The following is a 13538-nucleotide window of genomic DNA, read 5'->3' as shown; positions in this document are numbered from 1 at the left end:
CGCATTGAATCTGCGTCGTAGGGAAGGTAAGTAAAGATGGTACAGGTGAGAGCACACCAGCCGATCAACACCGACGGCAGTATCAATCTCGAGGCTTGGCTCGATCACGCGGTCAGTATCGACACGGCACTGGATCGCGAAGCCTTGAAGGCCGCCTGCGAGTTTGCGCGCGAGGCGGAGCAGCAACACAACGCGGCGAAGAACCTCTGGTCCGAAGGCACCTCGAGTTTCCAGACGGGCCTGGAGATCGCCGAAATTCTCGCTGACCTCAAGCTCGACCAGGACTCCCTGGTGGCGGCGGTGCTGTACCGCGGCGTGCGCGAAGGGCAGATCCAGCTACCGGTGGTCAGCCAGCGCTTCGGCACCGTGGTGGCCAAGTTGATCGACGGCGTGCTGCGCATGGCGGCCATCAGCGCCAGCCTCAGCCCGCGCCAGTCCATGGTGCTGGGCACCCAGGGCCAGGTGGAAAACCTGCGCAAGATGCTGGTGGCGATGGTCGACGACGTGCGCGTCGCGCTGATCAAGCTGGCCGAACGCACCTGTGCGATCCGCGCCGTGAAGTCCGCCGATGACGAAAAGCGCAATCGCGTTGCCCGGGAGGTGTTCGACATCTATGCGCCCCTGGCCCACCGTCTCGGCATCGGTCACATCAAGTGGGAGCTGGAGGACTTGTCCTTCCGCTACCTGGAGCCGGACCAATACAAACAGATCGCCAAGCTGTTGCATGAGCGACGCCTGGATCGCGAGCGCTTCATCACCGACGTGATGACCCAGTTGCGCGAAGAATTACAGGCCACCGGCGTCGAAGCCGACATCAGTGGCCGGGCCAAGCACATCTACTCGATCTGGCGAAAAATGCAGCGCAAGGGCCTGGAATTCAGCCAGATCTACGACGTTCGCGCCGTTCGCGTACTGGTCCCGGAAATGCGCGACTGCTACACCGCGCTGGGGATCGTCCACACCTTGTGGCGGCACATTCCGAAGGAGTTCGACGACTACATCGCCAACCCCAAGGAAAACGGCTATCGCTCGCTGCACACCGCGGTGATCGGCCCCGAGGGCAAGGTCCTGGAAGTGCAGATCCGCACCCACGCCATGCACGAGGAAGCCGAGCTGGGCGTCTGCGCCCACTGGAAGTACAAGGGCACCGACGTCAAGTCCGGGTCCAACCACTACGAAGAGAAAATCTCCTGGCTGCGCCAGGTGCTCGAGTGGCATGAGGAACTGGGCGACATCGGTGGCCTGGCCGAACAGCTGCGCGTCGACATCGAGCCGGACCGGGTCTACATCTTCACCCCCGACGGCCACGCCATCGACCTGCCCAAGGGCGCGACACCGCTGGACTTCGCCTACCGCGTCCACACCGAGATCGGCCACAACTGCCGTGGCGCCAAGATCAACGGGCGGATCGTGCCGCTCAACTACAGCCTGCAGACCGGTGAACAGGTCGAGATCATCACCAGTAAGCACGGCACGCCGAGCCGCGACTGGCTGAACCCGAACCTGGGGTACATCACTACGTCCCGGGCGCGGGCGAAAATCGTCCACTGGTTCAAATTGCAGGCCCGCGACCAGAACGTCGCCGCCGGCAAGACCTTGCTCGAACGTGAACTCGGTCGCCTGGGCCTGCCGCAGGTGGATTTCGACAAGCTGGCCGAAAAAGCCAACATGAAGACCGCCGAGGACATGTTTGCCGCGCTGGGTGCTGGCGATCTGCGCTTGGCGCAGTTGGTCAACCTGGCCCAGCAACTGGTGGAGCCGGAGCGGGGCAACGAGCAACTGGAGCTGATCCCGCGCAAGGCCACCGGCTACAAGCCGGGCAAGCGCGGCGATATCCAGATCCAGGGCGTGGGCAACCTGATGACCCAGATGGCCGGTTGCTGCCAGCCATTGCCGGGGGATGCGATTGTCGGCTACATCACCCAGGGGCGCGGCGTGAGCATTCACCGCCAGGACTGCGCCTCGGTGCTGCAACTGGCCGGTCGCGAGCCGGAGCGAATCATTCAAGTCAGTTGGGGCCCGGTGCCGGTACTCACGTACCCGGTGGACATCGTCATCCGCGCCTACGACCGATCCGGTCTGCTGCGTGATGTGTCCCAGGTGTTGCTGAACGAGCGGATCAACGTGCTGGCGGTGAACACGCGTTCGAACAAGGAAGACAACACCGCGCTGATGTCCTTGACCATCGAGATTCCGGGGCTGGATGCGCTGGGACGGTTGCTGGGGCGGATCTCCCAGTTGCCGAACATCATCGAAACCCGGCGTAACCGAACGCCGGGTTAAAGGTCAGGCGCACTCCAAAAATGTGGGAGCAGGCCTGTGGGAGCAAAGTCTGTGGGAGCAAAGCTTGCTCGCGATTGTGGTGGTGGCCCCAGCCTATCCGGAGACTGACCCACCGTTATCGCGAGCAAGCTTTGCTCCCACAGGCTCACTCCTCTTGGCTTATTGAATTATTTCCCACAGGGCTTTTTTTTGTCATGGGATGAATTGATGTACAGCCTCGAAGACCTGCTCCACCTGATGAATCGCCTGCGGGACCCGCAGTACGGCTGCCCGTGGGACATCAAGCAAACCTACCGGACCATCGTCCCCCATACCTTGGAAGAAGCCTATGAAGTGGCCGACGCGATCGAGCGCGGCGATTTCGATCATTTGCAGGGGGAGTTGGGTGACCTGTTGTTCCAGGTGGTGTATTACAGCCAACTGGCCCGGGAAGAAAACCGCTTCGAATTCGCCGGCGTGGTCGACAGCATCACTCGCAAGTTGATTCGCCGTCATCCCCATGTGTTTCCTACCGGTGACCTGTATGCGCCCGTGGACATCCCGCGCCTGAACGAAGACCAGGTCAAGCAGCGCTGGGAGGAAATCAAGGCCGAGGAACGGGCCGAGAAGGCCACGGCGCCCGAGCAATTGTCGCTGCTCGACGATGTGCCGGCGGCGCTGCCGGCGCTGTCCCGTTCGGCGAAGTTGCAAAAGCGTGCCGGCCAGGTCGGTTTCGATTGGCCGGGGCCCTTGCCTGTGCTTGATAAAGTCCGGGAGGAACTGGACGAAGTGCTCGAAGCCATGGCCGACAACGATCCGGTGGCCATCAGCGACGAGATCGGCGATCTGCTGTTCAGCGTGGTGAACCTGGCGCGCCACCTCAAGGTCGACCCGGAAACCGCGCTGCGCGACGCCAACGGGAAATTCGAGCGACGCTTCCGATTTATCGAACAGGCATTGCGCGACACCCATCGCCCAATGGAAGATTGCACCCTCGAAGAGTTGGACGCCTTATGGGGCGAAGCCAAACGTCAGGAAAAGAATTTGCCCAGCTGTGGCTGAGGCCGTTGCCTAAGTGAGTAAGCACCATGAGCCTTTCCCTTCGCGACCAGTTGCTCAAAGCAGGGCTGGTCAACCAAAAGCAGGCCAAGCAGGTCGGCAAAGAGAAACAGAAGCAGCAGCGCCTGGCCCACAAAGGCCAGATCGAACTGGATGATTCCCAACAGCGCGCAGCGCAGGATGCCATGGCCGAGAAGGTCAAGCGCGACCAGGAACTCAACCGGCAGCAGCAGGAAAAGGTCGAGCAGAAGGCCCGGGCCGCGCAGATCAAGCAATTGATCGAAGTCTCGCGCCTGCCGAAGCTGACCACCGAGGACTACTACAACTTCGTCGACGACAAGAAGGTCAAGCGCATCTCGGTCAATACCCTGATGCGCAACAAGTTGAGCAGTGGCTCCCTGGCGATCGTCCATCACGCCGGTGGCTACGAAGTGATCCCGCGCGAGGCCGCGCTGAAAATCCAGGAACGCGACCCCAAGCGCATTGTCCAGCTCAACACCCAGACCGAAGAAGTGGATGCCGATGATCCGTACGCGGCCTACCAGATTCCTGATGATTTGATGTGGTAAGGATGAGCTGATCGCAAGACTTGTGGACGACCTGTGGGAGCGAGCCCGCTCGCGAAAGCAGTGTGTCAGCCAATACTGTTTGACTGATGTACCGCTTTCGCGAGCAGGCTCGCTCCCACATTAGGGTATGTGTTGTTTTCAGGATTCAGCGGTCTCCCGCGAACGCTGCCGCTCCTCGCGCTCCAGCTCAGCCCTGTAGCTATGGGCATCCGTCTCGGAGTGGAACATCCCTACCAACAAATCCTGTTGATGCACGTCCCAAATCCGGATACCGGCGGCGATGCCTTCATGGGACATATGGGCGTCGTCGCGTTCAGTTACTTTCACAGTCATCTTGCAAGCTCCAATCTTTGTTATCTGCAGCAAGGCGTGTGCAGGACTTTGTTATAGGTTTGGATAGCGTGCTAAGTAAATGCTTCGGCGGGTTAAGAAGTTTTCATGCAAAGCGCAGCAATCCTGCAGGCCAGGCGGTGCGCGGCATTCGGTCGCAGGTGGCGTTCATGAAGAAGGTTTCATGTTGTAAAAGCAATTATCTGGCTGAGCCCAAACCTTGTGGGAGCGAGCCTGCTCGCGATAGCGGTATGTCAGCAGCGGTGAAGTTGGCTGATCCGGCGCCATCGCGAGCAGGCTCGCTCCCACAGGTTATTCCCACAGGGTGGGTGGTGGTCATGAAGTCCAGGCAATAAAAAGCCCCGCATCGGCGGGGCTTGTTGTTATCGTCGTCGATCAGCTGCCTTTCACAGCCTTGCCATTGACCGTACCGTCCTGGAGCATGATGTTGTACTCCTTGCCGTCGGTCTCGACCTGTTGCAGGCGAACCAGCAGATAATCCCAGTCCTTGGCGAACCAGAGCACGGTGATGCGCTTGCTTTGTGTCGGGTCGCGCACGCGCTCGACCTTGATTGCGTCGATCTGGCCGGCCTTGGTGTCGACCTTCTCCGAGCCCAGGACGCGGAAGTCATAGGTATCGATCTCGCCATCGTCCACGACCTGGTAGCTCATGCTTTTCTTGCCGGCGGCCACGTCATGCTGCAGGGCCAACTGGTAAGTGGATTTGTCCACCATGCCACGGTTGAGCGGCAGCTTGACCGCGTCACCGCGATCGGTGCCGGTGACCATCTTGGTGTTCCAGTCGAAGTCCAGGTCGGCCTTCTTGGCCTTGCCCAGGCCACCGCGCTCGAAGTGGTAGGACTGTGGCAGCAGGGTGTCCTTGTCCAGGGTCAGGGTGCTTTCTTCGGTCAGGCTGGCGATCATCATCGAAGCCTTGAAGCTCAGCTTCCAGGTGCCGTTGGCTTCCTTGGTCAGGCTGCGCTCGGCAGTGCCGCTCATGGGCAACTGCTTCCAGTCGGCGGTGTAGCTGGCGGAGAACGGTTGAAGGTCTGCGGCCTGTGCCAGGGGCAAGGCAAGCAGAGCGCAAGCGAAGAGCAGGGCGCGACGCATAAAATCTCCTAGTATCGAATCAAATGGCCGCTGGCGGCGAGCAACTGGCCGTCCAGTGAGGCACCGCGATCGTCGAGGGTCAGCCTTCCTTCGGCAAACCAACGCACGGCCATCGGGTAGATCTGGTGCTCGCGGGCGTGAACCCGTTGCGCCAGGCTTTGCGGCGTGTCGTGCAACTCTACCGGTATTACTGCCTGTACGACCAGTGGTCCGCCATCGAGTTCCTCGGTGACGAAGTGCACGGAGCAGCCGTGCTCAGTGTCTCCGGCCTCCAGCGCGCGCTGGTGAGTGTGTAACCCTTTGTATTTGGGCAGCAGCGACGGGTGGATATTGAACAGGCGGCCCTGGTAGTGACGCACGAAGCCAGCGCTGAGGATGCGCATGAAACCAGCGAGTACGACCAGTTGCGGATTGAAGGTGTCGATCTGTTCGATCAGCGCGGCGTCGAAGGCTTCGCGGCCCTCGAACGCCTTGTGATCCAGGACGCGGGTGTCGATGCCTGCGTCCTTGGCACGTTGCAGGCCGTAGGCATCGGCGCGGTTGGAAATCACCGCGCGGATGCGGACCGGGCTTTCGCCGGCCCGCGTGCTGTCGATCAAGGCCTGCAAGTTACTGCCGGTGCCGGACAGCAGCACCACCACGTCACAGGTTGCGGACATCAGTGCGCCTTAAGGTTTTGCAGCTCGACCTGTGCAGCGCCTTCCGCCGCGGTGGCGATCTGGCCGATGACCCAAGGCTGCTCGCCGGCTTCACGCAGGACGTTCAGGGCGGTCTCGACGTGCTCCTGGGCCACGCAGATGACCATGCCCACGCCGCAGTTCAGCACGCGGTGCATTTCGGTTTCATCGACGTTGCCTTTCTCCTGCAGCCAGTCGAACACGGCCGGGCGGGTCCAGCTCGCCACGTCGACCACGGCCTGGGCGCCTTTTGGCAGTACGCGCGGGATGTTGTCCAGCAGGCCACCACCGGTGATGTGGGCCATGGCCTTGACGGCGCCGGTGTCCTTGATCAGCTTGAGCAGCGGCTTGACGTAGATGCGGGTCGGGGCCATCAGCAGGTCGGCCAGCGGCTTGCCGTCGAGCTGGGTGTTTTCAATGTCGGCACCCGAGACTTCGATGATCTTGCGGATCAGCGAGTAGCCATTGGAGTGCGGGCCGGAGGACGGCAGGGCGAGCAAGGCATCGCCGGCGGCGACTTTCGAGCCGTCGATGATCTCGGCCTTTTCCACGACGCCGACGCAGAAGCCGGCCAGGTCGTAGTCTTCGCCTTCGTACATGCCAGGCATTTCAGCGGTTTCGCCGCCGACCAGGGAGCAGCCGGACAGTTCGCAGCCGGCGCCGATGCCAGTCACGACCTGAGCGGCAGTGTCGACGTTCAGTTTGCCGGTGGCGTAGTAGTCAAGGAAGAACAGCGGCTCGGCGCCGCAGACCACCAGGTCGTTCACGCACATGGCCACCAGGTCGATGCCGATGCTGTCGTGCTTGTTCAGGTTCAGGGCCAGGCGCAGCTTGGTGCCGACGCCATCGGTGCCGGAGACCAGGACCGGTTGCTTGTAGCCGGCCGGGATCTCGCAGAGGGCGCCGAAACCGCCCAGGCCGCCCATGACTTCCGGACGCGCAGTGCGCTTGGCGACGCTCTTGATGCGTTCGACCAATGCTTCACCGGCGTCGATGTCTACACCGGCGTCCTTGTAGCTCAGGGAGGGTTGCTTGCTCATGATCCAGGCCTTTAGGGGGGATTTCTGGGTAACGACCGACGCCGGGGCCATTGAATAACCGTTGTACGAATTATTCCGGGAGCCCAGCCATTGCCGGTCTGCGAAGGCGCGCGATTTTATCAGGCTTGAGGGGCAGCGGCCATCCTCGCGCCGACGGGCAGGGACATATCCACGGAAAAAAACCGATATTTCTTATATTGGTACTGCGTAGCGCGTCTGTATAAGGTGTAGCGGTAACCGGTTATGGTGATGACCGTGCGAAACTTCCACCGGGCGTGTGAATGTTTTGCCGGGTGCTGTGGTCACAGCCATGCTCAATCTTCTTCACACGGCCTGTTCCAGCCGTTATGTCCGGGAATCTTCCATGCGTTTGTTCAAATTCTTGTCCGTGGGCTGCTTGTCGCTGATCAGCCTGGCGAGCCATGCCGAAACCGTCAATGGCCTCTATCAAGTGCTCGAACCGGTCGCCAGCCAAACGCCGGAGGAGCGCAACCAGGCGACGCTGCGCGCCCTGGATACGTTGGTGCTGCGCCTGACCGGCGACGCCAAGGCGGCCCAGAATCCCGGGTTGGCGGCCATCCGCCAGGACCCGCAACAGATCATTCTTCAATATGGCTACGACGCCGGGCCGCCGGAAAGCCTCAAGGTCGACTTCGATCCGGCGAGCACTGATCGGGCATTGCGCTCGGCAGGCTTGTCGCTGTGGAGCGCGAACCGACCGTCGATCCTCGGTTGGTGGCTGAGCGATTCGGTCGAAGGCTCCAGCCTGGTGGGCGATGGCCAGGCCAGCGCCACCCCGCTGCGGCGTGCTGCACAGCATCGGGGCCTGGCACTGCACCTGCCGCTGGCGGATTTGAGCGAGCAGATCGTCGCCACCGCGCCGAACCTGGAAGGCAGCGACCCGGCACCTTTGCGTGATGCTTCGGAGCGCTACGCGACGGACGCTTTGCTGGCGGTCCATGCCAAGGAAGAGGGCGGACAATGGCAAGGCACCTGGCGCCTGTGGCTGGGGGACCAGCGCGAACAGGGTACCGCCCAGGGCGCAAATCCTGCGGCCCTGGCCGATGCGGTCATGCTCGCGGTGAGCCAGCGCCTGGCGCCGCGTTTCGTCGCCAAGCCGGGCGTGGCCATCGAGCAACTGCTGGAAGTGCAGGGCATGAACCTGGAGCGTTATGCAGCGCTGGGGCGTTTGCTCGAGCCGTTCGGTGGGCAGTTGCAGCGGGTCGAAGGGGATCGGATCGTCTATAAGGTCAACGGCAGCGCCGAGCAACTGAAGGCGCAATTGGCCCTGGCTAAATTGCAGGAAATTCCAGCAGGCGAGGCTGTAGCGCCGGTGCCTGAAGCACCGCCCGCAGCCGATGGCTCGGTCCCGGTTGCAACACCTGCGCCTGCACCGGCCGCCAACTTGCGGTTCCGCTGGTAGGTTGTCTTTCTTTATATAGCTAGGAGTGGTTCATGGGCGATACGCGGCGTTGGTTCTGGTTGGGTGGGGTCGCCCTGCTGTTCGCGTTTATCTATCTGCTGCACCCGATCCTCACGCCGTTCCTGGTTGCGTTGCTGTTGGCCTACCTGTTCGACCCGGTGGTGGATCGCCTGGAAAAACTCGGCCTGTCGCGGACATGGGGCGTGGTGACGGTCTTTGCATTGTTCACCTTGATCGTGGTCGCGTTGCTGCTGGTGCTGATCCCGATGCTCGCCAAGCAACTGCTGCGCTTGTACGAATTGGCGCCGCAGATGCTCGACTGGTTGCAGCACAGCGCGGTGCCGTGGGTGCAATCGAAACTGGGGTTGGCCGACGGCTTCTGGAAGTTCGACAAGGTCAAGGCCGCTATCAGCGAGCACATGGGCCAGACCACCGACATCGTCGGCGTGGTGTTGAGCCAGGCCACGGCTTCGAGCCTGGCGCTGATCGGCTGGCTGGCGAACCTGGTGCTGATTCCCGTGGTGGCCTTCTATCTGCTGCGGGACTGGGACTTGATGATGGCGAAGATTCGCAGCCTGCTGCCGCGTCATCGCGAAGAACGCATCATGACCCTGACCGGCGAATGCCATGAAGTGCTGGGGGCGTTCGTGCGCGGGCAACTGCTGGTGATGGTGGCCCTGGGTTTCATCTATGCGGCAGGGCTGATGCTGGTCGGACTGGAACTGGGGCTATTGATTGGCTTGATCGCCGGGCTGGCGGCCATCGTCCCGTACATGGGCTTTGTGATCGGTATTGGCGCGGCATTGGTCGCCGGGTTGTTCCAGTTCGGCGGCGACTTGTACCCAATGGTTGGCATCGTGGCGGTGTTCATGGTCGGGCAGGCCTTGGAGGGCATGGTGCTGACGCCACTGTTGGTGGGCGACCGCATTGGCCTGCACCCGGTGGCGGTGATCTTTGCGATCCTGGCGGGGGGCGAGTTGTTCGGCTTCACCGGGATCCTGCTGGCGCTGCCGGTGGCCGCGGTGATCATGGTGCTGGTACGGCATATGCACGATCTGTACAAAGATTCAGATATCTACAGTGGCGTCGAAGACCCCGATCTATAGGGCAAAGGGCAGGCGGGGTGTCAGGGAAACTGACGCTTCGCGCCCTTGTCGCTGCAAACCTTTGATTTTGCTCGTGGTCCGGCACATTGTGCGGTCCGCGTCACGGGTATAAACTTTGCGCACTTTACACAGAGGCCACTAACGGTTCCCGAGGAACTGTTCAGTCAGCATGAAACCGATTCAGCTGCCCCTAGGTGTGCGTCTGCGTGATGACGCCACCTTTATCAATTACTACCCAGGCGCCAATGCCGCTGCACTCGGCTATGTCGAGCGGCTTTGCGAAGCCGACGCCGGCTGGACCGAAAGCCTGATCTATCTGTGGGGCAAGGACGGGGTAGGGCGCACGCACCTGTTGCAGGCCGCGTGCCTGCGGTTCGAGCAACTGGGCGAACCGGCGGTGTACCTGCCATTGGCCGAGTTGCTTGATCGCGGCGTCGAAATCCTCGACAACCTTGAACAGTACGAACTGGTGTGCCTGGACGATCTCCAGGCCGTGGCCGGCAAGGCTGACTGGGAAGAGGCGCTGTTCCATCTGTTCAATCGACTGCGCGACAGCGGTCGACGCTTGCTGATCGCCGCCTCGACCTCGCCTCGGGAGCTGCCGGTGAAGCTGGCGGACCTCAAGTCACGTCTGACCCTGGCACTGATTTTCCAGATGCGCCCGCTGTCCGACGAAGACAAACTCCGTGCCTTGCAGCTGCGCGCTTCCCGTCGCGGCCTGCACCTGACCGACGAAGTCGGGCATTTCATCCTCACCCGCGGCACCCGTAGCATGAGCGCATTGTTCGAGCTGCTCGAACGCCTCGACCAGGCCTCGCTCCAGGCCCAGCGCAAGCTGACTATTCCTTTTTTGAAAGAAACCCTGGGCTGGTAAAAATTTTTTGGGCGAGATCTTATGTGGCGAGGGAGCTTGCTCCCGCTTGAGTGCGAAGCGCTCACAAAAGGGGCCGCTGCGCAGCCCAGCGGGAGCAAGCTCCCTCGCCACAGTCAAAATGGGCTTAAGCGCTTAGATGTAAACGTAAAACCGAGAAGTCACATTTGCATCGATTGAATTTGCAAATGAGGTTGATAGAAGGCATAGTCTCGCCATCTTTACTACTTCAGCCACGGTCGTGCCCATGCTAAATCGCTTCGCACCCCTCGTGCCTCTCGCACTCGTTACCCTGTTGTTCGGTTGCGCTGCCCACACTCCGGTGTCCCAGCAAGCGCCCCAGCCACAGGTCCAGAACTCTGTTACTGCCCAGTCTTCCTCCGTTGCGTTCCAGGAAGAAATGGCCTCCGACAAAGAACTCGCAGCCTTCGCCGGCAGCAAGCCTTACCAGCTTCCAGTACTGGCTGACAGTATCCTGGAGCGCGGCATGTCGTTGATTGGTACCCGCTATCGTTTTGGTGGTACCTCTGAAGCCGGCTTCGATTGCAGCGGTTTCATCGGTTACCTGTTCCGTGAAGAGGCCGGCATGAACCTGCCGCGTTCCACTCGCGAAATGATCAACGTGAACGCCCCCCTGGTAGCGCGCAACCAGCTGGAGCCCGGTGACCTGCTGTTCTTCAGCACCAACGGTCGTCGCGGTCGCGTCAGCCATGCCGGTATCTACTTGGGCGACAACCAGTTCATCCATTCCAGCAGCCGCCGCAGCGGTGGCGTGCGGATCGACAGCCTGGGCGACAGCTACTGGAGCAAGACCTTCATCGAAGCCAAGCGAGCCCTCGCCATGGCACCGACAACGGTCACTGCTCGCAAGTAAGCACACAGTTTGTAAGGCAAACTTAAAGTCTTACTTGAAGTTTGCCATATAGCCGCTAGAATCCTTGATCATTGATTGATGGCAATCCGCCTGCGTACTCCGCAGGCGGACTTGTTTTCATGCCCACGGCAGAAAAGCCGCATCCAGATCAGGATTGTCTGCATATGTCGACGTCGGCCCGCCTCGCGCTCATCTTCCTCGCCGCACTGCTCAGTGCATGTGCCAGCCGTACCCCGCCGCCAGCACCCGTACGGGCCCCGGTGGTCTTTGCTCCCTCGCAAACCTTTTCTCCGGCCGCCGAAGACGTACTGTTCCGGGCGCTGGGCCTGGTGGGCACGCCTTATCGTTGGGGTGGCAACACGCCGGATTCGGGCTTCGATTGCAGTGGCTTGATCGGTTATGTATACCGCGACGCCGCCGGCATTGCCCTGCCACGTTCCACCCGGGAAATGATCAGCATGCGGGCGCCAGAAGTGGGTAAGGACGCGTTGCAGAGCGGTGACCTGGTGTTCTTCGCCACCAACGGCGGCTCCCAGGTCAGCCACGCCGGGATCTATGTCGGCGAAGGGCGCTTTGTCCACGCGCCGGCGACGGGCGGCACGGTCAAGCTCGACAGCCTGTCCAAGGCTTATTGGCAGAGGGCCTATCTGGGCGCCAAGCGTGTGCTGCAACCGGAGCACCTGGCGCGCAATCCCTGACGATTGAGTTTTTGCGCCGCAGGAGCGCTCTTGTGGCGAGGGAGCTTGCTCCCGCTGGGTTGCGCAGCAGCCCCAAGCTTTTAGCGGTTGCTACGCAACCGAGCGGGAGCAAGCTCCCTCGCCACGGGGATCGGTTTCAGTCCTGTTTTTTCGACACCCGCCAAATCTTGTTCCCCACATCATCAGCCACCAACAACCCACCCTGCTTGTCGATCACCACGCCCACTGGCCGGCCTTGGGCTTTTTCGTCGGCGTCCAGGAAACCAGTCAGCACATCCATCGGTTGTCCCACCGGTTTGCCGCCGTTGAACGGTACGAAAATCACTTTATAGCCACTGTGGGGCTTACGGTTCCAGGAGCCGTGCTGGCCGATGAAAGCCCCTTCGGTAAACGGTGCAGGCAAGCTGCTGCCCTCGGCGAAGGTCAGTCCCAATGATGCCGTGTGCGGGCCGACGGCATAGTCTGGGGCGATGGCCTTGGCCACCAGGGCCGGGTTTTGTGGCTCGACCCGGGCATCGACGTTCTGCCCGTAATAGCTATAAGGCCAGCCATAAAAGGCGCCGTCCTTGACCGAGGTGATGTAGTCCGGCACCAGGTCGCTGCCGATCTCGTCCCGCTCGTTCACCGCCGTCCAGAGCGCACCAGTGCGCGGTTCCCAAGCCAGGCCGTTGGGGTTGCGCAGGCCTGAGGCGAAGATCCGGTGCTTGCCGCTGGCACGGTCCACTTCCCAAATGGCGGCGCGACCTTCCTCGGCCTCCATGCCATTTTCCCCGACGTTGCTGTTCGAGCCGGTGGTGACGTACAGCTTGCTGCCGTCGCGGCTGGCAATCACGTTTTTGGTCCAGTGGTGGTTGAGGGTGCCGCCGGGCAGGTCGACGACCTTGGTCGGCTGTGCCTTGATTTGCGTGTCACCCTCTTTGTAGGGGAAGCGGATCAACCGGTCGGTATCGGCCACGTACAGGTCATTGCCGACCAGGGTCATGCCGAACGGTGAGTTGAGGTTTTCCAGGAACACCGTACGGGTTTCGGCGATGCCGTCGTGGTTGGCGTCGCGTAGCAGCGTGATGCGATTGGGGCTGGGCACCCCGGCACCGGCGCGGCCCATGACTTTTTTCATCACCCAACCACGGATGCCCTTGGAATCGTCTGGCTTGGGCGGGGCATTGGTTTCGGCCACCAGCACATCGCCATTGGGCAGCACGTAGAGCCAGCGCGGATGGTCCAGCCCTTCCGCGAAGGCGCCGACTTGCAGGCCTTGGGCCGGGGTTGGCTTGGCGCCTTGCGGCCAGCCGATGGCTTCGGCGATGTTGACGGTGGGGATCAGGGTCTTGTTCGGTTCGGGCAGTTTCGGTGCAGGGCCAGTGCCGTCGGAGACTTGCAAGGTGGACGATTCGCCACAAGCGACAAGCCCGGCGGCAAGGGCGACGATCAGAAGATGAGGTGGCTTGAGCATGCTGGCGTCCCTATGAATGCATGTGGTTATTCATAGAGGAGCGTAGACGCGCGATGGTTCAACTCA

Annotated in this window: 13 protein-coding genes; 8 read left to right on the top strand and 5 right to left on the bottom strand. The window is 61.4% G+C overall.

Annotation, left to right across the window (positions count from 1 at the left end; genetic code table 11):
- The first annotated feature begins 36 nt into the window (after positions 1-36).
- The 3 genes from relA to HU767_RS05935 all read left to right on the top strand — a co-directional run bounded on the left by relA (position 37) and on the right by HU767_RS05935 (position 3890).
- A complete protein-coding gene (gene relA, locus HU767_RS05945; protein ID WP_186707019.1) occupies positions 37-2283 on the top strand; it encodes a GTP diphosphokinase in 2247 nt (748 codons plus the stop codon).
- A gap of 207 nt (positions 2284-2490) precedes the next feature.
- Positions 2491-3324, top strand: a complete 834-nt coding sequence (gene mazG / locus HU767_RS05940; RefSeq protein ID WP_186728794.1) for a nucleoside triphosphate pyrophosphohydrolase — start codon at positions 2491-2493, stop codon at positions 3322-3324.
- A gap of 26 nt (positions 3325-3350) precedes the next feature.
- Positions 3351-3890 (top strand): DUF2058 domain-containing protein, encoded by a 540-nt coding sequence (locus HU767_RS05935; RefSeq protein ID WP_186728792.1) that lies wholly within the window; start codon positions 3351-3353, stop codon positions 3888-3890.
- Between the two features lie 138 nt (positions 3891-4028).
- On the opposite strand, the gene HU767_RS05930 is transcribed toward HU767_RS05935, so the two are convergent.
- The 4 genes from HU767_RS05930 to purM all read right to left on the bottom strand — a co-directional run bounded on the left by HU767_RS05930 (position 4029) and on the right by purM (position 7047).
- Entirely contained in the window at positions 4029-4223 is a 195-nt protein-coding gene (locus HU767_RS05930; protein ID WP_186728790.1) for a hypothetical protein, read from the bottom strand.
- Between the two features lie 393 nt (positions 4224-4616).
- Complete coding sequence (locus HU767_RS05925; protein WP_186707016.1) at positions 4617-5330, bottom strand: DUF3108 domain-containing protein; 714 nt, start codon at positions 5328-5330, stop codon at positions 4617-4619.
- An 8-nt stretch (positions 5331-5338) separates the two neighbouring features.
- Entirely contained in the window at positions 5339-5989 is a 651-nt protein-coding gene (gene purN / locus HU767_RS05920; RefSeq protein ID WP_186728788.1) for a phosphoribosylglycinamide formyltransferase, read from the bottom strand.
- Positions 5989-7047 carry a phosphoribosylformylglycinamidine cyclo-ligase gene (purM, locus tag HU767_RS05915; RefSeq protein WP_186728786.1) on the bottom strand — a complete coding sequence of 353 codons (1059 nt, stop codon included), beginning with the start codon at positions 7045-7047 and terminating at the stop codon, positions 5989-5991. The genes purN and purM overlap by 1 nt, the downstream gene beginning before the upstream one ends.
- 364 nt (positions 7048-7411) lie before the next feature.
- Between purM and HU767_RS05910 the strand changes: the two genes are divergently transcribed.
- The 5 genes from HU767_RS05910 (at position 7412) to HU767_RS05890 (ending at position 12019) form a co-directional block, all read left to right on the top strand.
- Positions 7412-8470, top strand: a complete 1059-nt coding sequence (locus HU767_RS05910) for a DUF2066 domain-containing protein (RefSeq protein WP_186728784.1) — start codon at positions 7412-7414, stop codon at positions 8468-8470.
- Between the two features lie 32 nt (positions 8471-8502).
- Positions 8503-9576: an AI-2E family transporter gene (locus HU767_RS05905; RefSeq protein ID WP_186728782.1), complete on the top strand. Its 1074-nt coding sequence runs from the start codon at positions 8503-8505 to the stop codon at positions 9574-9576.
- 169 nt (positions 9577-9745) lie between these two features.
- Entirely contained in the window at positions 9746-10450 is a 705-nt protein-coding gene (hda, locus tag HU767_RS05900; RefSeq protein ID WP_003178999.1) for a DnaA regulatory inactivator Hda, read from the top strand.
- Between the two features lie 244 nt (positions 10451-10694).
- The gene (locus HU767_RS05895; protein WP_186707012.1) at positions 10695-11321 is read left to right on the top strand and encodes an NlpC/P60 family protein; all 627 of its coding nucleotides are present in this window, start codon (positions 10695-10697) and stop codon (positions 11319-11321) included.
- Positions 11322-11485: 164 nt separating this feature from the next.
- The gene (locus tag HU767_RS05890; RefSeq protein ID WP_186707011.1) at positions 11486-12019 is read left to right on the top strand and encodes a C40 family peptidase; all 534 of its coding nucleotides are present in this window, start codon (positions 11486-11488) and stop codon (positions 12017-12019) included.
- Between the two features lie 136 nt (positions 12020-12155).
- Here HU767_RS05890 and HU767_RS05885 read toward each other — a convergent pair whose 3' ends face one another.
- Positions 12156-13472, bottom strand: a complete 1317-nt coding sequence (locus tag HU767_RS05885) for a sorbosone dehydrogenase family protein (RefSeq protein WP_186728780.1) — start codon at positions 13470-13472, stop codon at positions 12156-12158.
- Positions 13473-13538 lie beyond the last annotated feature (66 nt).

Source organism: Pseudomonas sp. SWRI179, from assembly GCF_014268705.1.
GTDB lineage: Bacteria > Pseudomonadota > Gammaproteobacteria > Pseudomonadales > Pseudomonadaceae > Aquipseudomonas > Aquipseudomonas zanjanensis.
Note: the sequence above shows the minus strand (reverse complement) of the source record. Positions and strands in the feature narration are given on the sequence as shown.